The 20,818-nt window shown below is 38.5% G+C and carries 13 protein-coding genes; 7 read left to right on the top strand and 6 right to left on the bottom strand.

Annotated features, from left to right (window positions below; translation table 11 throughout):
• The first annotated feature begins 4 nt into the window (after window positions 1–4).
• Entirely contained in the window at window positions 5–1,060 is a 1,056-nt protein-coding gene (locus ABIB40_RS12610; RefSeq protein WP_354359578.1) for a phosphatidylinositol-specific phospholipase C1-like protein, read from the top strand.
• Between the two features lie 327 nt (window positions 1,061–1,387).
• Here the strand turns inward: ABIB40_RS12610 and ABIB40_RS12605 are convergent, their stop codons facing one another.
• The 4 genes from ABIB40_RS12605 to ABIB40_RS12590 form a co-directional block, all read right to left on the bottom strand.
• Window positions 1,388–4,105: an alkaline phosphatase family protein gene (locus ABIB40_RS12605; protein ID WP_354359576.1), complete on the bottom strand. Its 2,718-nt coding sequence runs from the start codon at window positions 4,103–4,105 to the stop codon at window positions 1,388–1,390.
• Window positions 4,106–5,107: 1,002 nt separating this feature from the next.
• Complete coding sequence (locus ABIB40_RS12600; RefSeq protein ID WP_354359574.1) at window positions 5,108–7,546, bottom strand: TonB-dependent receptor; 2,439 nt, start codon at window positions 7,544–7,546, stop codon at window positions 5,108–5,110.
• An 88-nt stretch (window positions 7,547–7,634) separates the two neighbouring features.
• The gene (locus ABIB40_RS12595) at window positions 7,635–8,267 is read right to left on the bottom strand and encodes a phosphatase PAP2 family protein (RefSeq protein ID WP_354359572.1); all 633 of its coding nucleotides are present in this window, start codon (window positions 8,265–8,267) and stop codon (window positions 7,635–7,637) included.
• 1 nt (window position 8,268) lies between these two features.
• Window positions 8,269–9,033, bottom strand: a complete 765-nt coding sequence (locus ABIB40_RS12590; protein WP_354359570.1) for a COG4705 family protein — start codon at window positions 9,031–9,033, stop codon at window positions 8,269–8,271.
• Between the two features lie 336 nt (window positions 9,034–9,369).
• On the opposite strand from ABIB40_RS12590, the gene ABIB40_RS12585 reads away from it, so the two are divergent.
• From ABIB40_RS12585 to ABIB40_RS12570, 4 genes are all read left to right on the top strand, one after another.
• Window positions 9,370–12,174 (top strand): TonB-dependent receptor, encoded by a 2,805-nt coding sequence (locus ABIB40_RS12585; protein ID WP_354359568.1) that lies wholly within the window; start codon window positions 9,370–9,372, stop codon window positions 12,172–12,174.
• Between the two features lie 27 nt (window positions 12,175–12,201).
• A complete protein-coding gene (locus tag ABIB40_RS12580) occupies window positions 12,202–13,572 on the top strand; it encodes a hypothetical protein (RefSeq protein ID WP_354359566.1) in 1,371 nt (456 codons plus the stop codon).
• A 62-nt stretch (window positions 13,573–13,634) separates the two neighbouring features.
• Complete coding sequence (locus tag ABIB40_RS12575) at window positions 13,635–14,597, top strand: hypothetical protein (RefSeq protein WP_354359564.1); 963 nt, start codon at window positions 13,635–13,637, stop codon at window positions 14,595–14,597.
• A gap of 219 nt (window positions 14,598–14,816) precedes the next feature.
• Window positions 14,817–15,209 (top strand): YidH family protein, encoded by a 393-nt coding sequence (locus tag ABIB40_RS12570; protein ID WP_354359562.1) that lies wholly within the window; start codon window positions 14,817–14,819, stop codon window positions 15,207–15,209.
• 97 nt (window positions 15,210–15,306) lie between these two features.
• On the opposite strand, the gene ABIB40_RS12565 is transcribed toward ABIB40_RS12570, so the two are convergent.
• Both ABIB40_RS12565 and ABIB40_RS12560 read right to left on the bottom strand, forming a co-directional pair.
• Entirely contained in the window at window positions 15,307–16,947 is a 1,641-nt protein-coding gene (locus ABIB40_RS12565) for an FMN-binding glutamate synthase family protein (protein WP_354359560.1), read from the bottom strand.
• 155 nt (window positions 16,948–17,102) lie between these two features.
• Window positions 17,103–17,666, bottom strand: coding sequence for a hypothetical protein (locus ABIB40_RS12560; protein WP_354359558.1), 564 nt, complete (start codon window positions 17,664–17,666; stop codon window positions 17,103–17,105).
• Window positions 17,667–18,346: 680 nt separating this feature from the next.
• On the opposite strand from ABIB40_RS12560, the gene ABIB40_RS12555 reads away from it, so the two are divergent.
• Together ABIB40_RS12555 and ABIB40_RS12550 are read left to right on the top strand one after the other, a co-directional pair.
• Window positions 18,347–19,102 (top strand): ImuA family protein, encoded by a 756-nt coding sequence (locus ABIB40_RS12555; RefSeq protein WP_354359556.1) that lies wholly within the window; start codon window positions 18,347–18,349, stop codon window positions 19,100–19,102.
• On the top strand, window positions 19,102–20,631 hold the full coding sequence (locus ABIB40_RS12550; protein WP_354359555.1) for a Y-family DNA polymerase: 1,530 nt from the start codon (window positions 19,102–19,104) through the stop codon (window positions 20,629–20,631). Before ABIB40_RS12555 ends, ABIB40_RS12550 begins: the two co-directional genes overlap by 1 nt.
• Window positions 20,632–20,818 lie beyond the last annotated feature (187 nt).

The raw sequence follows: 20,818 nt of genomic DNA, 5'->3' as shown, positions 1-20,818 counted from the left end.
TAATATGAAAGCAACCATTTTTGCCGTGTTAATTCTTGCAGCCCCAATCTTTCTGCAACCCTTGCCAGAGAATACTCCCATAAATAAGATTCAAGTAATTGGTTCTCATAACAGTTACAAACAGGCAATCGACCCTGCGCTTTTTAAGTTTTTTGAACAGCGCGATTCTGCATCCTCCAGTAAAATTGATTATGAACACATCCCTTTTGCAGCGCAGCTAGATTTAGGATTACGAAATTTAGAGATCGATGTGTATTCGGATTCGCTTGGCGGAAAATATGCGCATCCCAAGGGGCTGGATTGGGTAAAAAACCAACCTCCCTATGATGTAGACCATGAAATGGCAAAATCCGGATTTAAGATTTTTCACATTCAAGACTTAGATTTTCGAAGCTCCGCGCTTACTTTCCAAGACGCATTGGTACAGTTGAGGAAATGGTCCGAAGTCCATCCAGACCACACGCCTATTTTTATTACCTTAGAGGCAAAAGATGAACCTTTAAGTTTGCCGGGGATGACCATTCCCGAAAAGTTTAGTCAGCGCACTTTTGATGAACTTGATAAGGTAATTATTGCCAACCTTGGGCAAAAGCATTTGCTCACTCCAGACAAAGTAAGAGGGAAATATAAAACCTTGGAAGAAGCGGTGTTGAAACAAAACTGGCCAACTTTGAAGGAGGCAAAGGGCACTTTTGCTTTTATATTGGATGCTAAAGGGAAAAAGATGGAAACATACATAAAAGACCATCCATCGTTAACCGGGCGGGTTTTGTTTGCCAATGCAGACGCTGGTACGCCAGAAGCTGCCATGATGATTCGGAATAATCCAAAAGACCCTTTAATTCCGCAGTTAGTAAAAAAGGGCTATATCATCAGAACTAGAGCAGATGCGGATACGCAACAAGCCAGAACAGATGACTATTCGGATTTCGAAGCTGCCAAGGCTTCCGGAGCACAAATTATCACGACCGATTATTACCTGAAAAGCACCCATTTTAAGTCTGACTACAAAGTGAGTTTTGATGATGGAACCTATATTAAAAAGAATCCATTGTTTTAAAAAAACGATGGTTAGGTTTTTTCGTCACAGTTTTCACTCTTTAACTCACCTTCATTTAGAAGAGACACAGGCTCAAATTTTGGATTTTTTTCGCCTGTGTCCTTTTAACTATATCCGACTTCCGAAATGATGTGTTAACGTAATATCAGCGGGAGAACCCAAAATTTTAGGTGTAAACGAAAATGTGTTAAGGCTTACAAAAATTGGAGAAAGGGCTGAATATTTCTTTCGTAGCTAGTATGGAGCATTTTATCCACCAGAGGACGGAGAATTAACAGCCAAGAGTTTAGTGGCTCATTCTCGTGTGCGAAACAACTGATTGTATTGTTAATCGCCATCATTATCCGTTCCTGCAATAAATTTTGGATATGCCATTTCCTTTTTGCCATCGAACCATAAAATATGATTCATCATCGCATCATTTCCACCATCAATGTGGTCGTATTCTTTTTTCTGTGATTGCTTTGCATAATACAATGCTTCCCCTTTCAATGCGGAAAGTTCCCTATTCATTTCATTTAGAGGAATAATGTTCTTCTTCACAACGTACTTTTGTTCAATAGCTTTATTGTCGAAACAAGAAAACATCGGCAAAGCGGTTGCGTCCAAAAGATTCATCGGTGGCACTCCCAAAATCTGTTCAATAGACCGAATCATACTTGTTTGGTTATAATTCACAGAAACAGTTTTTCCAGATTGACTGTAAGGACTAATTATAAAACCAATTGTTCTGTAAGCAGATACATGATCCCAGCCGGCTTGAGAGTCGTCTTCTGTGACAAAAATTACGGTGTTTTTCCAAAATTTGCTCTTGGTTACCGCCTCAACAATTCTGCCCAAAGCCAAGTCATTATCTGCAACCATTGCTCGAGGCGTTGGCATTCCAGGCCGCGTTCCGGTGGTATGGTCGGTGGATAATGCCATTACCATTAAATTAGGAAGCTTGTCACCGTCCTGTTTCTCGTAACCTGAAAGTTCTTTTATAAAAGCATCGGCACGATATTGGTCTGTGATTTTTAATTCATCAGACCCTGGATAATTGGGAGATAACCATGGCCGAACTCGAGAAATGGTTGTTATGTTGTTAAATTTCAGCTTTTCGCCAGCTTGGTACTTTTTATAAATATCTGTCCAGCTCAAAGACTCATTCATTTCTGGGACTGCCGCCTCCCCATAAATCCGCACCGTTTTACCATGGTCGGCTACATTATTCCATATAAACCCTTTTTGGTGGTACACCATTGCATCGGTTTGCACATGTGGATAGCTACGAAACCAAGCGCGTACATTTTTCTCTACATAATCTGTAACCATCCCGGCATCGGTCCACTGATGGCCTTCGGCAGAACATTTTCCAGAGGCATAATAATTATCCAACAGCACAAATTGTTTAGCAAGCTGATGTTGGTTCGGGGTTACGCTATTTCCATAAAGGCACAATTTCTTTTCGCCATCGCCTTCCGGCATGTCGCCTAATATTTGATCGTAAGTTCTATTCTCTTTAATGATGTACAGCACATGATTAAAAACAGAAGGTTCTCCAATACGCTCTGGCACGGGTCTGGCCGGTTCATTTTTTCTCGGACTAAGTTTAGCCAATGCCATTCTAAAATGAAGCATAAGGTCTTTAACCTTTTGGGTATAAGTTTCCAATGTCACTTCGTCTGGAAGTTGAATAAAGGAAACCGTGGCCTTTTGATGGTGCGAATTATATGCTCCATCTAGGAGGTCTGCAGTTTCTTCCGCAGCTCCTTTAATTTCTTTACTATTTACCCTAGCTCCCTCGCCCTCTAAATTAGCAACCAATAATAGGTCTTTATAAAGAGCAACACCGCCTGGGTAAGCTTCGGTTGGGATAAAACCTGCTATTTTACTTTTACCAATTCCTCGACTCGATGCGCTTTGACCCAGATGAACTACGGCCACAGCATTATCCATGCCGTTAGCTACATAAAGCTTAGACCCCGTTGAATCTATGGCCAATGCATTTGGCGTGTCGCCCATAAAACCATTGTTCTGAGCATCAATTTTTACAGAAATGGTTTCGCTAACTTTTAAAGTTTGAGTATTGATAACGGTTACATCATCCGAATTTCCATTTGCCACATAAATAAACTGGCCATCTAAACTGCTGATTATATCGTTTGGATGCAGGCCGGCGTCTATGTTTTTTATCAGTTTGCCATCTGTAGCAAAAACACTAACAGAACCATTTGAAGAAGCACCTGTTTTTGGATCGATGTAAATACTACCATACTCAATCGGAACACCAGCCGTTTCACGTTTCGAATCTTTTGTTGGCAATTCTCCTCCCCAGTTACTTACAAAAATTCTATCCTTTGAAACAACCAAACCATAAGGTGCCGCGCCAGTTTTTTTTGTCCAAACTACTTTTTTATCAGCAAGATTTAGCTTGACCAATTCATTGTTCCCGTTTAGCACTACATATAAAAACTTTTCGCCACGCTCTTTCCTCACAACAATTTCATTTGGAAGCGCCAAGGGAGCATCACCTAGAGCCGCAAAGTCAAACGTGTCTTCAATCGAGATGTCATTTCCATCCCAAACCGCTTCGAAAACCTTCGATTTGCCACTATCGCTATTTGCAGCGCCCCAAAATATTTTAACCTTGTTGCCATCGGCTAACAATGAGATCCCAGAGTAAGTACTCATGTATCCTTTATAGGTAGAGCCATCATAAGACCAGTGTTTCAATATTTTTTTAGTTTCGGGGCTCATTACAGAAATGCCATAGCGATCCTCGACAATAATTTCATCTTTACCGGGAACAATGGCCAAATCTAGGCTGTGATTTTCGTATTTCGCATCTCCGTAACTAACAGTTTCTCCCGCAGGACTAATAATCCTGTTATAGGGCATTAAGACCGGTAAAGTGCTGTTATTTAAAGTACTATCATCATAAGCTGAATGTTGCGAAACCAATTCCATATCGTTGCGATTGGAATTGCTGTGCTTAAACCGTGCGCAAGAAAAGAATATAATTGTTGCCAAGCAAAAGGCAAGTACGAGCTTGAGATTTTTCATTTGGAGGTGTGGGTAAATTTTAACAACAAGGAAAAATTAATTCAAAAATAGTTTAAAATTAGCCTTTCCAATGTTAAAAGATAAACATCAAACTTTAAATTTAAGGTTATGCTTTTTCCCAAACGGATGTTCTCGCACATCGCTTAGCAAAGAGCATAGTCCCATTGTCGAGTTTAAACTATTTAGACCAGTAATTTTATACTAATCAAATTTCTACTGGTAATTTTTAAAATTATTAATAGAACCAAGGTTGTTATATTTCGTGAGAACGTTAGAAAAAAAAATCTTGCTCCAACATTGCGAAGCAAGCACTCAGAAAGAAACTATCTGATTATTTAGCAACTATAGCTGCTGTAACATTATTTAAACGAAGGCCAAATATTTGTAGTAGCAAAGTGGAACTATTTACCTATGAGCAACTTGTTCCTCAGGCACCGATAGCAGCGGTAGCGTTTTAATGGAAGCCAGAACAGAGCAGTTCTGATAAATGGGGTACGCCTTATCCTCTCCAAATCAGACTTCTTACCACGTCCGCATGGACAGAGTGGCTCAGGATTAACTGATGATACATTTTTTAGGGAAGCTTGTTCTATACGCATAAATTTTCTGGAAATTTGATATAAGTCAATTTTACAATGCCGTTTAAATACTTTTCTGTCTTGACCGTATTGTGTTCAATTTTCTTTTCGTTTGCTGCTTAAGCAGCCAGTTAAAAAAATAGAATGGACGCAAGAACGATTGGAATGACGATAATAGTTAACCTTCATAATTCAACGCTTGCCTTAAAGTAACGGTTTTTAATTCAGTACAAAGATAAGGTTTTGCTGACATTCTCCCGCACATAAGTGATAACTTAACACAGTCATAATAATAATTTTGCTTGGATTGGAAACAAATAGGCTGTGAATTCGGAGGATAGAATTTGGCTGTTAATTTCATGCGCTATTTCGTGCAGTAGTTCGCTCGCGGAGCTTAATGAACAGGAACTTTGGAGAATATCCCTTAATTTACGGAATTTGGCAGTGGATTTTCTTCATCTTTTTTAAAATTTAGCTTACCAAAGCGGTAGGCAATAGTTAACCCGAAAGAACGGAACGGTAGTTGTCTGTACGATGCTCTTACAGAATTTATTGAGGTTGTACTGTTTTGTAGGTTTATATATTTATTAAACGGATTGGTAGCGGTAAAACCTATACTTCCCTTTTTATTAAACAACTGCTTTCTTATCGCAAAATTGTAGAAGAAAAACGCTGGTCTTTTTCCCTGTATATTGTTTTCTGGCGCGCTATAGGTTCCAAACAGTTCGGCGCTAAAATCTTTATTAAACTCGTACGTGGTATTTAGGTTAACACGCGCTCTAAAGCCGTTAACATTTGGCCCGCCTGTATATTTGTTTACAATGGTTTGGTTGGCGATATACATATTTGGGCGTACGGTTAACTTACTTCCAAAAGGTATAGAACCCGATATACTTATGCCCTCCCTAATCTCTTGTCCAATGTTTAAACGTGTATTTAAGGTAAGGTTTTTATAGGTAGAATCGCCCACTGTATATGCAGGATAGAAAGTTGCGTAAGATTTTATATCCTGATTATTGTGCCTAAAGAATAGGGCTATGTTTAGGTTTCCACCTTTTTTAAAACTTCTATTAAAACCAAGCTCGAAGTTATTGCCAATTTCTGGTTTTAAATTTGGGTTTCCCTGATTGGCATTTCTAGGGTCAGAAAGGTCTAAAAATGGGTTTAGGTCTTCATAATCTGGTCGTTCTATCCTGTAACTATAGCTAAGTTTAATGCTATTTTTATTTTCGAAATTATGTGCAACTACAATAGAAGGCGCAAAGGTATTATAAGGGTGTATGTTGATGATTCCCACTTGCGAATAATTCGCATCAGACAAGGTGCGCTCATACCTCAACCCCGATTTTACATCTAAATAGTTAAAAAGATTATAGGTGCCAGAAATATATGCGGCATAGATATTTCTATTGTAGTTTAAGCTGTTTGTTTGCGATAAATTTGGTACCAACTGTTGTGTGTTGTTTAAAGAGTAAACCAATGCATTGCTGGTAATGTGGTTTATAATAGTTTTGGCGCCAGTTTCTAAAGTAAATTTATCACTAACCGGATAAGTGTAATCTACCTTCGCTTCAAAGTCGTTATCTAAACCATTGTTGTTGCTATTTAAGCCCGAAAATGGATTTGAATTTAGGAGCGATTCTCGTTGGTCAAAGAAATTGTTGCTTTTTCCCCAACCTGCATTTGCCTCGAAGTTTAGCTCTTCATCTGGTTTGTTAAAGGTTTTTTTGTAGGCAAGAGTTAAGTCGATAGCACGTTCACTAGAATGATTATTAGAGTTTAAGACAGAATTTTCTGTATTTAGCAGTTGACTGTTTTTAAACGTTTCAATGGTTTGGTTGTTAAAGCTATTGTTGTCGCTATTATAACTGTCATACCCAAACGAAGCGTTAATATTATTCTTTTTATTAATGTCCCAATCAAAACCTATGCCAGTACTTATTCCGCCTCTTTTAACTTTGGTATTGCCATTTTGTATTAACGTATTTGTAGTGTCGGCAAAAAACGAATTACGGGTTACGCCATTTAAACTTACTGTATTTGGTCGGTTACTTCCGTTAAAATAGGCATTCATTCCAAAGCTTCCTCTTTTTAGACCCAAATTAACCGAGCCGTTGTTTCTTCGCGTACCGCCAGATAAATTTACACTGCCATTTATCCCATACGCATTGTTTTTTTTCAGGATTATATTTATAATTCCTGCGGTGCCAGCTGCATCATACTTAGCGCCAGGACTGCTAATCACCTCAACAGATTTTATCTGATTGGCAGGAATGGAGTTTAGCGCGTCTGCCACACTACTACCAAAAATACTCGAAGGCTTTCCGTTGATTAAAAACTTTACGCCCGAGCTGCCCAAAAGCTGCACATTGCCATCAATATCTACCGAAACTTGAGGCACTTTTTTTAGCACATCTGTTGCAACACCGCCCTGCGAGGTTAGGTCATTTTCTGCATTGTACACAATTTTATCTATTTTATTTTGGATGATGGGAACCTTACCCGTTACCGTTACGCTGTTTAATGATTTACTTATAGAGGCCAACAATATATTGCCCAAATTAACCTGTTTCTTTGTTGCGTCTACCTTAATATTGTCTATCGTTTTACGTTTATAGCCAATAAAACCAACAGTAATTTTATATGCACCTACGCTAATATTGTTTATAGTAAACTCTCCTTTATTGTTAGTCACCACGCCATCAATAGGTTTATTGCTGCCTGTTTTAAAAAGAGCGATAGACGCATAATCTACCGATATTTTGGAGGTAGAATCTTTAACTGTCCCCGTAATTTTGCCAATTTTTTGTGCGCTAGAAACTGTGCTTACAAATAATATAATTGCTAATAAAGTGTACTTCATAATAAAGGATAATCTTACTTCCTTGCAGAATTAAGAAGAGATTCTGAAGTAATTTCGTAGTTAGTAAGTTTGTTACAAATGCGCTTTATTACTGGTTCTGATTTTTTAGATACAAAATGATGTGAATCCACAAAAATAGCACACCTAATAAAAAGCCACCCAAAATATCGGTAAACCAGTGTACGCCTAAATAAACCCTAGAGATAGGGATGGTCAAAATTAAAAAACAACAAAAACAGATGATTAAATAACGAAATGTTTTTGTTAACCATTTGTGGTGATGAAGAATAAAGGCCACAAAGCCAAAAAACGCAATGTAAAACGCTACGTGACCGCTAGGGAAACTTTGATGTTGCGCATCAACAATAACCCTAACTATACCTTTTCCAGGTCTCGGTCTGTTAACTAAAATTTTTATCAGGTAAATAATTAATCCTATTAAAAGGGTAGAAAAACTAAAAAAGGCAGCTCTTCTTTTTTTGGCTACGAAAAGGATGATAGCACTTACCGTTACCGTGATGATAGAACTATACATTAATCCAAACCAACTAATGGCTTTCATCAAAAAATCTAAGAAGTGGTTATGATGTTCTTGAATTTCCTCAGAAAACTCTAGGTCTACCCAAGACGAAGGAAAAACCAAAACCAATATGGTTAATGCAAGAAAGCCTATTACAATTACAGCAAATATTGGGCGCGCATTTTTATGTAAGAATCTCAATTTAATCCACTACTAAATTTTCCTGTGGCTTTTTAGCCTCGAGTATAGACAGATAACTCACCAAACCTATTATAACTGCAAGGAAAACGGCATTTACGATAGTGATTGATACGCCTAGTCCGCCATCTTTGGGTGATTGTGTTAAAAGATCCCCGATAGATGCACCTAACGGACGTGTAAGTATATAGGCTAACCAAAAGGCAAGAACTGCATTTAACTTTAAATATTTGTAGGATAGAAATATGAGTAGGATGGTGCCTGAGAACAAAGCTGCCGCTAACGGATAACCTAGTCCTAATCGCTCTGATATTAAATCGCCACCAGATGTGCCTAAGGCAAAGGTAAATAGAATAGCTGCCCAGTAGAAAAATTCTCGTTTGGTAGAATTTATCTTGTGAACCGATAATGTTTTTTCGCTCGCATACCATGCAATAAACACAATGATAAGGCCGGTGCCAAAACATACAGTAGTGGTAACCAAACTAACGCCAAGGTTGTCAACCAAATTATCAGATATTAACGTGCCCATAATACTAATAAAAACTACCACTAGCCAGTAAATCCACGGGACATATTTTTTATACCTAAACTGAATAACAAGCACTATAATTAGCAGGACCGTCATTACATAAGAGGTGTTTACCAAGCCTAGTCCTAAATTTACGTTTAAGAAATCTGCTGCAGTCTCGCCGATAGTAGTGGCCAAAATTTTTATGATCCAGAAGGCTAAGGTAACCGCAGGCACCTTGTTTAACATGTTTTTCATTTCTGCTTAATTAACAACTCTAGTGTAGTGTAAGTTAGCACGGAAATCTGTAGACTTTTTGGAGCTATTGTTAAATTTTTTCTTTGTGGACCTTTTGCGCAGCCATAACTATAGTAATAATCTTATATAATACTGCATTAGGATAGATTTATCTTGCTCGTTGAATTAAGTCCGATGTACATTGCATCCGAGTTAACAAATGTTTGTATAGGTTATTTTCAGGTTAAGTTTTAGCTTCAAAAGTAGAAAAACACAGAATGTTTTAATTTAAACCTCATTTACTGTTAACATTAACTTAACTAAGCCCCGATACCTTAGCGGAAATTTTAACAATAGATGAATTTCTACCGCATTACATTTCTTTTTTTGCTGATTACTTCTTCAGCTTTTTCTCAAAACACTTTAAAAGGGAAGCTGCTAGATGCCTCTACTGGAGAACAACTTGTTGGGGCAAGTGTACATATTCAACCCATAAATCTAACTGCTGCCACTCAATTAGATGGGTCTTTTACTTTTAAAAACCTTTCCAAAAATCGGTATCGCATTCATTGCACATCTTTAACTTATAAAAGCTTAGACACAACCGTTTTAATCGATAAAAATATCTTTTTAAAGTTATATCTAAAAAAAACAGTTAATGATCTTCAAGACGTAACCGTAATCGGAAATCAAGATGGTGGTTCACAAAAATATGCACGTAGAGCCGAACAAAAATCTAATAACATAAGCAATATTGTTTCGGCAAAAAGCATTCAGCTTTCTCCAGATATTACGGTGGCTAACGTTTTACAAAGAGTTTCTGGCGTATCTATAGAGCGGTCAAACACCGGAGACGGCCAACATGCAATAATTAGGGGAATGGATAAACGCTATAATGTTACCCTAATTAATGGAGTTAAGATACCAAGTCCTGATAACCGAAATAGATTTGTGCCCTTAGATATATTCCCGGCAGATTTGTTGGAAAGATTGGAAGTGGTTAAGTCTTTAACACCCAATATGGAAGCCGATGCTAGCGGCGGTGCAATAAATATAGTGATGAAAGACGCACCTAGTCGGATGGTTTTAAACGCAAGTTTGGCAACTGGTTATAGTCAAATTTTCTTCGATCAGCCGGCTGAGGTTTTCAACAAAGGCGCTATCCAATTAAAATCTCCCGCCGAAGTAAATGGCAGTAGCTATTTGGCATCCGTAAATGATTTTACAAAGGCCAATTACAATTACTCAACCAAAAAAAGTCCCATCAATTATTCTGGAGGTTTATCTTTTGGAAATCGTTATTTTAAAAATAAATTGGGTGTAATTGCTGCTTTTAGCTACCAAAATAACTACCGTGGCGCAAATTCTATTTTCTTTCAGCCAAGTACCCAACCAAATCCATCGCCAGATAAGAATACAGATAGTAGCCCAGTTTTTACCGATGGTTTTTTTAGAACTTATACCAGTCAACAGAGTCGTTTAGGCACGCATTTAAAATTAGATTATCGCGTTAGCCCAAAAACAAGCTTAAGTTTATACACTACTTTTTTGCAGTTAAACAAAGCAGAATATAGGCATTCGGTCGATTCCGTTTTGGCTATTCAGCGTGTTGGGCAGGGGCAAGGCTTGGTAGAAATTGCCGATAGATCTAGGTTTGAAAAACAAGGTATTTTTAATACCACATTGCAAGGTAAACACAATCTTTCACCAAAATTTAATTTCGATTGGTCCGCAGTATATTCTAAAGCAAATAGAGAACTGCCAGACTTTGGACAATTAAAAAGTACGCACAAAGCTGGAATAGACGGCAGTGGAAATGCATACGAAACACCTTTTTTGCTTTTGGGAATGAATAGAGATTGGCAACACAATACCGACCAAGATTTGGCTGGTTACCTAAATCTACACTATCTGCAGCCTGTTTTTAATCAAAAAATTGCCATAAGTGTCGGAGGTTTATATCGGCATAAAAACCGCGATAATTACAACAACCAATATTCTTTTACCCCTAAGCCAAACGCAGATGGCACTCCGCAGGTTTACAACGGAATTGATGCCGCCACGTTTATATTTAGCCCAGCAAGTGCCGGATATGGCTCAGCAGCATCTAACCCTGGCGTTTATACTTTTGATGAGAATATAGGTGCCGCTTATGGACAAGTGAAATTTCTATTGGCAAAAAAACTAGAGGTTTTAGCAGGAGTTAGGGTAGAAAATACTGATCAAAACTATGTAACCTCGGCGCCGGCTTCTTTTGCGGGGCAATCTGGTAGCATTACCTATTTGGATGTGCTGCCCGGTCTTCACTTAAAGTATAACCTAAACACCCAACAAGCACTAAGACTGTCTTACTTTAAATCAGTAAGTCGGCCTGCGTACGCAGATATAATTCCTTTTGCCGATGGGAGTACGAGTGAGTATTATAGCATCAACGGAAATCCAAACCTAAAACACACCAGCATTGATAACATGGATTTTCGATACGAGCTTTTTCCCCAAGGATTGGATGCCTTTATGATTGGCGCTTTTTATAAATACTTGCAAAATCCAATAGAGTTTGCGCTGAAACAAACTACTACATCTGGCCAAGAGTTAAGGCCAGATAATTTTGGAAATGCCACAAATTTTGGCGCTGAACTTATGTTTACAAAATACTTTGGGCAATGGGGTGTAACAGGAAACTACACGTATACCCATTCAAAAATCTCGTCAGACAAGGGTTTGTATTACAGAGACCCGAATAGTGGTGGGTTAACTACCATTTACGTAAATCAAGACAGGCCTTTACAGGGCCAGGCCGAACACATTGCAAACTTTTCTTTGCTCTATAAAAATGTAAAAAACGGTATAGAAGCTCAATTGGCCGCGGTGTACACCGGAGAAAGGATTGCACAACTTTCCTTATACCGAAACCTAGACTATTGGGAAAGGGCTTCTACGTTATTAGATTTCTCTGCCGAAAAATCTATAGGCCATCATTTAAAAATTTATGCGAAGGCCAATAATCTTTTAAACACCCCGTACGAAATTATTATCAAACAGCCTAATCCGTTTATATCGGGCAAGTTAGCGCTACCAGAGCAGAAAAATTCTAGTTATATACTTACTCAAAGAGATTTATACAAACCATCTTACCTATTGGGATTGAGGTATAAATTATAAATGTTAGCACTTAAAAATAAATTAAACATGAAAAACAAATTTTTATCTTGCATGCTATTTGCAACCGCCACAATGGCAATGGTTTCTTGCTCTAAAAAAGAGGATGCCAAAATCTCTACTCCGCCATTTCAAATTGGCCAGCCAGTAAGTGATGCAACACCTTTAACAGGGTCTATTAAAGGAACAATGCTAACTGGAAAAACCTACACCATTAGCGGAGACGTAACGGTTAATGAGGGAGATACACTCTTGTTACAAAAAGGAGTTAAGATTTACATGACAAACAATGCAGATGTTATTGTAAAAGGAACTTTGCTTTCTTTGGGAACAAAAGACCAGCCAAATTATTTTACGGTAGAAGACAAAACCAAATCTTCGGATCCTAATTTAAACCCGATTGATGATAATGCTTATAAGGGCTTATGGACAGGAATTAATTGCGATGTAACCTGTAAACTATTGGTTTTAAAATGGACACACATAGAGTTTGGCGGTGGCGTATATACCAACCCGCCGGTTGAGGGTACAAAAGCTAACGACAACTCATTTGTTGTACTGTTTCAAAATACCGATGGTGTTTTTGTAATGGAAGACAGCTGGGTTTATGGCAGCATAGATGACCCAATTAGATTAAAAGGTGGTAAATTTAACCTTATGCGCAACACATTCGAAAAATGTGGTTTTACTGGAGGCGATGTAATGAACGCAAAAAGTGGCAGTGTTGGTAATATGGCCTACAACTTAGTTATTGGTGCAGCAACCACAGGCACAAAAGCTTCGAACAAGGGAGGTACGCCTATACAATGTAACGTAAACATGTACAACAACACTTATGTAAACAATGGTTATAGAAGGGTAGAAAGCGGAAGAGGTGGATCCATTAATTATGAGGAAGGTGCAAGAGGCAAAGCCTACAACAATTTAATTGTAGATTGCCGTTTTGGATTTAGAGTGGTTGGCGATCCGTTGGCCGATACCACCAACCTGTCTTATGGCAATACGTTTAGTTACAATACTTCGCTAGAAACTGCCAATGAAATTTACCCAACAGGTTATATCACTAAGCCGCAAACTAACGATGTGCCTATGGCGAGTTCGTTTCTGCCTGCCAATTACACTTTGGGCGCTATCTACAATGGTGCAGCGGTTGTAGGCAAAAATGATCCGATGTTCGTAAATTATTCTTTGCCTCAAACCAATTTTAAGAAAATTGCCTCTGTAGGAGTTTATGATTTTCATTTAAAATCTAATTCACCTTGTGCGGGAAAAGGACTAACAAGTGCTCTAACTGCTTTAAACGTAGTGCCTGTAGATCCTAATTTTGGTTCTTCTGAGATTACGCCTCCTGGAAAAGATATAGGAGCATTTCAATTAGATGGTACAGGAAACCAACACTAATAAATTATTCACAAGCGGGCAGTTGGGCAAATAGCGCTACTGCTCGCTTTTATTTTAAACTTATGAAACATTGTCTCCTTATACTGCTTTCTTTTACGTTGCTATTGCAGAATTGCAAAAAAAGCAAAACTGCCGCAGAAAAAATTGCTATAGATAGTTCAAAGTTTACCAAAGCACAATATAACGGACTAGACATTAAAAAAGATCTATCTGTTTTTTCTTCCGTTGCGAAAACTTGTTTTTTACAAGATAAATCTTTGGTTGAGCAAAGTGGGGTTGCTTCTAGCGGAATAAATGAAAGCATTTTATATATCCACCAAGATAGCGGTAATGCACCTGTGGTTAACATCATCAATACTGATGGTAAATCGATAGGTAAAATTACACTACTCGGAGTCCAAAATAGAGACTGGGAAGATATTGCAGTTGGGCCTGGTCCAGAAAAAGATAAAAGTTATATTTATGTAGGCAATATAGGAGATAATGATGCCGTATATCCCGAGGTAACTATTTATAGGTTTTTAGAGCCCGAAATCGCAAAGGGAGATGAGCAACAAAATTTCTCTATTACGCAATTTGATCGTATCACGTTAAAATACCCAAATGCACCTAGAAATGCCGAATCTCTCATGATAGACCCGCTTAGTAAAGACATTTACATAGCTTCTAAAGAAAGCAATCATTCTTATGTTTACAAAGCAAGTTACCCTCAAAGTACATCTTCTACTACCATGTTAATCCCATTGGTCGAGCTGCCTTTTGATAAAATAACTGGCGGAGATATTTCTCCAGATGGGCAAGAAATTTTGCTCAGAAGTAAAGCGGGTGTGTGGTATTGGCATCGCAGTAATGGCGAAACGATTTCAACTACGTTGTTAAAAACGCCGACCGCTGTTTCTATAAACCCAGAACATCAGGGTGAGGGGATTTGCTTCGCACACAATGGATCTGGTTTTTATACCAATTCAGAAGTGCCAAAAGATAGGTCTATGTTGCCTTCATTAAGTTTTTATAAACGGAAATAAACCTAAGTCAATACTTAAATTCGATTTACTTTGATTGACAGCATGCACATTTTCATCATAAAAAACTGAAAGGTAACTGGCTGCGCTGACTGAAAAAATACATGCCCGTTCTATCAACGATTATGGCTTGTAAAGTATTTTTATAATTCTGAGAGAAATAAAGATGCTCTGTTTTAAGAGTTGATTAATTAACTTTAGACCATTATAAACAATTACTTTATGCCGCAATTAGATAAAACCAACATAAACGCTGGAACCGCTGGTGATCATCTAGCCAACGAAAGAACTTTTTTAGCCTGGATTCGTACCAGTATTGGTATTATGGGCTTCGGTTTTGTAGTAGTTAAATTTTCGCTATTCGTAAAACAAATTGCTATAGTTTTGGGTGCAAAACCAACCGGTCCGCAAACAGGTTATTCTCACGTTATTGGTATTGTTTTGGTGGCTCTGGGCGGAATAACCATCGGCTTTGCGTATTTTAGGTACATCAATACCAAAAAACAATTGAACAATGGGGTTTACTATCATTCAACCATTTTTATTAAATTTGTTACTGTTTTAATAGTAATGGTATGTGTTAGTTTATTATGGTATTTGCTTAAAACTACGTAGTTTATTAGCCTAAGCATTTTCTCTATGTTGTTGGGGGGTTATGTGCGTTTAAATGAGGTTGAATGCCCTAGCAAATACTTAAGCTTCTCTAAAATACCTACTCGTTGTACGGGTTGGCATGTGCATAATCTACCGCAGAAACTTTATAATCGGTTGGTGCAAAACTTTGGGCAGTGCTTAATGCCATGCCCAGCTCAAACCGAGAAGGATAGGGGGTTTGCAACAAACTACCCACCGGACTATAAGGATAGGTTTCTAAATAAGATTGTACTTTACTTGGACTGATCCGCCGATTTATATAAGCCCTGGTCATTTGGTTTGGTTCTTTTAAACCAGCTGCACCCAAAAGTTCTACGGCGCTTGCAACCGTTTGGTTATGGAAATTCTTTACCCTTACTTTTTTATCTTCCACCACCAAACCCTTCATTAAACTTTGGTCTTGCGTGGCAACGCCGGTTGGGCAGGTATTTCTATTGCATTCCAATGCTTGTATACAGCCCAAAGCAAACATCATTCCGCGGGCCGCGTTGCACATATCTGCACCTAAGGCTATATTTTTTACAATATCAAAACCTGTGGCCACTTTTCCAGCAGCAATAATTTTAATATGTTTCTTTAAGTCAAATCCATTCAATACATCGTACACAAAAGCAAGCGCTTCTCTCAACGGCATACCTACAGAATTAGAAAACTCTTGCGGGGCAGCTCCTGTGCCGCCTTCTCCGCCATCTACGGTAATGTAATCTGGATAAATATTGGTTTCTATCATCGCTTTGCAAATGGCATAAAATTCGCTTTTACGCCCAATGCACAATTTAAAACCCACTGGTTTTCCACCAGATAAATTTCTTAGATTTTGTACAAATTCCAATAGCCCTATTGGCGTGCTAAAAACAGAATGGGCAGGTGGCGATAATACATCTTTACCCACAGGCACCAAACGGATGCGGGCAATCTCTGGCGTAACTTTTTGGGCTGGCAACATGCCGCCATGCCCAGGTTTAGCACCTTGAGAAAGCTTAATCTCTATCATTTTTACCTGCTCGGTTTTAGCCCGTTCGGCAAAAGCATCAAAATTAAATGTTCCATCGGTATTTCTACAGCCAAAATAGCCAGTACCAATTTGCCAAATTAAATCTCCGCCCGGTTTTAGGTGATAATCACTAAGTCCGCCTTCTCCAGTATTATGCGCAAAGTTGCCAAGCTTCGCACCTCCATTTAATGCTAAAATTGCATTCTGACTAAGCGAGCCAAAACTCATAGCAGAAATGTTATAAATACTTGCTAAATAAGGTTTTGTGCAATCTGGTCCACCAACCAATACGCGCGGATCTAGGTTTAGGTCGTGATGGGAAATAGCGGCAATGCTGTGGCTTAGCCATTCATATCCATTATCGTATACACTCAATTGCGTGCCAAAAGGAATGGTGTCGTTTTGTTTTTTTGCCCTTTGGTAAATCAAAGAACGGTTCAATCGGTTATAAGGAGTTCCGTTGGTATCGCTTTCTACAAAATATTGGTAAATTTTAGGCCTCAATTCTTCCATAAAATACCTTAACCTGCCAAAAACCGGATAGTTTCTAACAATGCTGTGTTTAGGTTGGTAAAGGTCATAAATGCCTAGCAAAACAAACGGCCCTGTAAAAATAGCAATCCACCATAAGTACGAGTTATAGAAACCCAACATTATGGTAAGAGCTACTAAAAATGCTGCTATCGCTACAAATGCTTTTCTCATATTGTATAGAAATTTAGAATAATTTACAAAGATTGGCAATATAAACCAATTGTTTATTTGTTTACCGATTATGACATATTTAGGCCTTAGAGATTCAATTAATATTTAGATAGGAGACATCGGTCTTAATCTTAACCTCAACCTCGGTCTCAACCTCAATACGCGTTATTAATGGTTAACTCATAAGAATTTGCCGCATTAGGAACTCCGCCACCTACAACTACATCTTTAAACAAGGTAACTGGTTTAGATAATGCTACATGATATTGCCCGTTGGCATCTTTGGTAATATCTGCCGTTACATCAGTACTAAGTGCATTTGGAGTATATAAGGTGGCTCCTGTATTTACCGCGGTGCCAATGGTACATGATACATCTAAAATTTTTGTTCCGGGATTGCTTACCAATAATTCGGTATTGCCCAAATTGTATTTTCCCACACCTAAGTTGCTATAAAACGATAATGTTAATCCACTGCCAGAAAATGCACCATAAGTACCAACACCGGCTGTGCTTACTGCAATTACGGTAAGCGTTTTAGAATCGTTTGTTTGAGATTTTTGAGAAGATGCCGCCCTTATGTATGTGTAATCTCCAAATTTCCAATTGCTATCGCCACTTGGTGCTGCGGGCGCTATGGGGTCGCTTTTTTTACAAGAAGTAATCAGAACAGAACTAGATAGAATAAGTAGCGATAATATTTTAAATGATTTTTTCATAGGTTTTTGTTTTGCTTCCTTCTTAACAAAAATCAAACCAAGGAAAGACATATTTTTAAATGCTTTGTAAAACCTTGTTTACCTTTTTAAGGATAGAGTTATTTTGCGCTTAGTCTTTGCTCCTTATTCTTTGCTCAACCTTAACCTCAGCCTCAACCTAAGTCTTTTTTGGGCGCTTTTACACGCTCTACGCTATATCTTTATTTGGCCAAAAAGCCAAATAAAGTATGTCACTTCGATCGTTAGCGCTAGCGAGATGGCTTTGGCAGTTTATATTGCATTAAGCTTACTGTTCTTTTGAGATATTTCGCTGGCTCAACGGCGGGAGAATGGACAGGTGCGCATTCAACGAGACGAGTTCTTTTGAACAACCCACAATCTTTTCTTAAAAATAAGAAAGGGATTTTGAATACTTTAATCTTGTTTATCTACCAATCCTGAAAATCCTGATTCAGATTAATTTTTTAACCGCCAGATTTTCGATCCTTAAACTTCAACTTTCATCCGCCGAAACTTACCAACTCAACAACTAACCGCCTAACCAACTAACCGCCTAACCAACTAACCAACTAACCACCTAACCAAATAATCCCCTAAACTTTAACCCAATACTAAAATAGTTATCCACAATCCTTTAAAATGCTAAAAATTTTAGCAAAATTTGCATATAAGTTAAAGTGATGGAAAGTCTGCAGAAAAAAAATAAGCAAGAAATAATTTCTCAATTGCGTAAAGAGATTTTGCATTTGGAAGGGTTCAAGCCTGTTGAAAGCAGATTGGCAGCAGGTTTTGGTTTGGGAGATTTAGAACATTCCTTTCCAAACAAAATTTTTCCAATAGGAGCCATTCACGAGTTTTTATGTGCAGAAAAAGAACAGGCCGCGGCTAGTGGAGGTTTTATTTCTGGACTTCTAGCCAAATTGATGAAAAATAATGGCACCTGTATATGGATAAGTAGTTCACGCTTGCTTTTCCCGCCAGCCTTAAAGATTTTTGGCGTAGCGCCAGATAAAATTATTTTCATCGATTTAAAAACCGAAAAAGATATTTTATGGGCAACAGAAGAAGCCTTAAAATGCAATGGTTTGCAGGCGGTGGTTACGGAGTTAAAGGAACTCAATTTTGCCCAATCCCGCCGACTACAACTTGCGGTAGAAAAAAGTAAGGTAACGGGTTTTGTGCTTCGTAGCGATGAAAGTAAAATTTGTCCTACTGCTTGCCTAGCACGTTGGCGCATTAGCTCTTTACCTAGTATTACCGAAAACGGAATGCCGGGCGTAGGCTATCCAAATTGGCAAGTAGAACTTTTAAAAGTTAAAAACGGCCAAACAGGCATTTGGCAAATAGAATGGTCTGCAACTGGATTTAAACCATTGCGTAAACAAATACCAAGCGTTTTGCTTCATCAAAATAACCATTTAAAAACGGGTTCTTAATGCAAAAGCGCTACATGTCTATATGGTTCAGGCACTTGTTGCCAGATAGATTGGCCATTCATAAAGTCGAGTTGATAGCGCTTGCTTTTGTTTTTGCAGCCAATGAGAAAAACAGAAAAGTAATTACTGCTATAAACTCCATTGCAGAAAAAAAAGGTTTAAAAACAGGAATGCCGCTTGCAGATGCAAAAGCACTTGTTCCAGACATAGAAGTTTTTGATTATAAACCTGGCATGGAATTAAAATTACTTAGAAAATTAGGAGAATGGTGCATTCGTTATACGCCGTGGGTAGGCATAAATGCCCCAGATGGATTGGTAATGGATATTTCTGGTTGTGCACATTTATGGGGCGGGGAACGGGCGTATTATACAGAAATAATTAGCAAACTTCGGCTTCGTGGGTATGAAGTGCGCGGTGCCGTTGCAGATACCATTGGAGCGGCTTGGGCAGTTGCTCGTTTTGGAGAGATAAGCCCAATTGTTAAAACAGGCCAACAAGTTGATGTACTATTGTCTTTGCCTCCAGCGGCGCTTCGGCTAGATAGTTTAGAAAATCTAGGGTATTCTGGAGAAGAAATTCTTAAGCGCCTGCATAAATTGGGCATGCACCGCATTGGCAATTTTATAAACATACCTCGTTCAGTGCTAAGACGGCGCTTTGGCGAAGGTTTATTGTTGCGAATGGAACAAGCTTTGGGCATTAAAGAAGAACAGTTTGTGTCTATTCAAATTCCCGAACCTTATAGAGAAAGCTTGCCTTCTTTAGAGCCTATACGTACAGCTACGGGGATAGAAATTGGCATACAGAAGCTTTTAGAAAAGTTATGCTTGCGTTTAAAAGCAGATGGAAAAGGAGTTAGACATGCCGTTTTAACCTGTTACCGAATAGATGGGAAAATTATAAAAATATCTATTGGCACACATAAACCATCAAATCATCTACCACATTTGTTTAAGCTTTTAGCTATGAAAATAGATACTATAAAGCCGGCATTGGGGATAGAACTTTTTGTGCTGGAAGCTACTAAGGTAGATGATGCCCCCGAAGAACAAGAGGCTTTATTTACAGGCGGAAAAGAAGTTGCTGAACAAGAAATTGCCGAGTTGTTAGATCGCATAGAAGCCAAAATAGGTGGCAGTATGATTGCAAAATATTTGCCCGCCGAACATTATTGGCCAGAGCGCTCTATCAAAAAAGCCGCTTCTATTGCAGAACAACCTGTTATTACATGGAAAACCGATAAACCCAGACCCACACAATTATTAGTTTATCCAGAAAGGGTAGAGGTAACAGCACCCATTCCAGATTATCCGCCCATGCTTTTTATTTACAAAGGCAAGTCACATTTGGTTAAAAAAGCCGATGGGCCAGAACGCATAGAAAGAGAATGGTGGTTAGAAGAAGGCGAACACAGAGATTATTACCTGTTAGAAGATGAAGATGGAAAACGTTATTGGGTGTTTAGATCTGGACATTATGCACCTAATATACAAGGAAAATGGTTTTTGCATGGTTTTTTTGCATAGGAAAGAGGTTATACGTTGAAAGTTGCGGGTTACGAGTTAAAGGTTGAAAGTCTGGGCGCCAATAGCTCCCCTCCTTATTTTCAAGGAGGGGTTGGGGGTGGTTGATAAAAGAGATCGTCCTATTGAGACCGCGCCTGTCCCGGTTTGTACTTGGGAAAACATCACACCAGAACGGTAGGCTTTTTTC

This window comes from Pedobacter sp. UYP30 (assembly GCF_040547165.1).
GTDB lineage: Bacteria > Bacteroidota > Bacteroidia > Sphingobacteriales > Sphingobacteriaceae > Pedobacter.
The sequence above is the reverse complement of the archived record's forward strand: the minus strand, read 5'-3'. Positions and strand labels throughout refer to the sequence as shown.

Bases quoted from the DNA above. Each gene is read 5' to 3' on its own strand.
- ABIB40_RS12565 (WP_354359560.1), bottom strand. From the start codon at position 16,947: ATGAGAAAAGCATTTGTAGCGATAGCAGCATTTTTAGTAGCTCTTACC.
- ABIB40_RS12585 (WP_354359568.1), top strand. From the start codon at position 9,370: ATGAATTTCTACCGCATTACATTTCTTTTTTTGCTGATTACTTCTTCA.
- ABIB40_RS12560 (WP_354359558.1), bottom strand. From the start codon at position 17,666: ATGAAAAAATCATTTAAAATATTATCGCTACTTATTCTATCTAGTTCT.
- ABIB40_RS12580 (WP_354359566.1), top strand. From the start codon at position 12,202: ATGAAAAACAAATTTTTATCTTGCATGCTATTTGCAACCGCCACAATG.
- ABIB40_RS12610 (WP_354359578.1), top strand. From the start codon at position 5: ATGAAAGCAACCATTTTTGCCGTGTTAATTCTTGCAGCCCCAATCTTT.
- ABIB40_RS12605 (WP_354359576.1), bottom strand. From the start codon at position 4,105: ATGAAAAATCTCAAGCTCGTACTTGCCTTTTGCTTGGCAACAATTATA.
- ABIB40_RS12575 (WP_354359564.1), top strand. From the start codon at position 13,635: ATGAAACATTGTCTCCTTATACTGCTTTCTTTTACGTTGCTATTGCAG.
- ABIB40_RS12590 (WP_354359570.1), bottom strand. From the start codon at position 9,033: ATGAAAAACATGTTAAACAAGGTGCCTGCGGTTACCTTAGCCTTCTGG.
- ABIB40_RS12600 (WP_354359574.1), bottom strand. From the start codon at position 7,546: ATGAAGTACACTTTATTAGCAATTATATTATTTGTAAGCACAGTTTCT.
- ABIB40_RS12555 (WP_354359556.1), top strand. From the start codon at position 18,347: ATGGAAAGTCTGCAGAAAAAAAATAAGCAAGAAATAATTTCTCAATTG.
- ABIB40_RS12550 (WP_354359555.1), top strand. From the start codon at position 19,102: ATGCAAAAGCGCTACATGTCTATATGGTTCAGGCACTTGTTGCCAGAT.
- ABIB40_RS12570 (WP_354359562.1), top strand. From the start codon at position 14,817: ATGCCGCAATTAGATAAAACCAACATAAACGCTGGAACCGCTGGTGAT.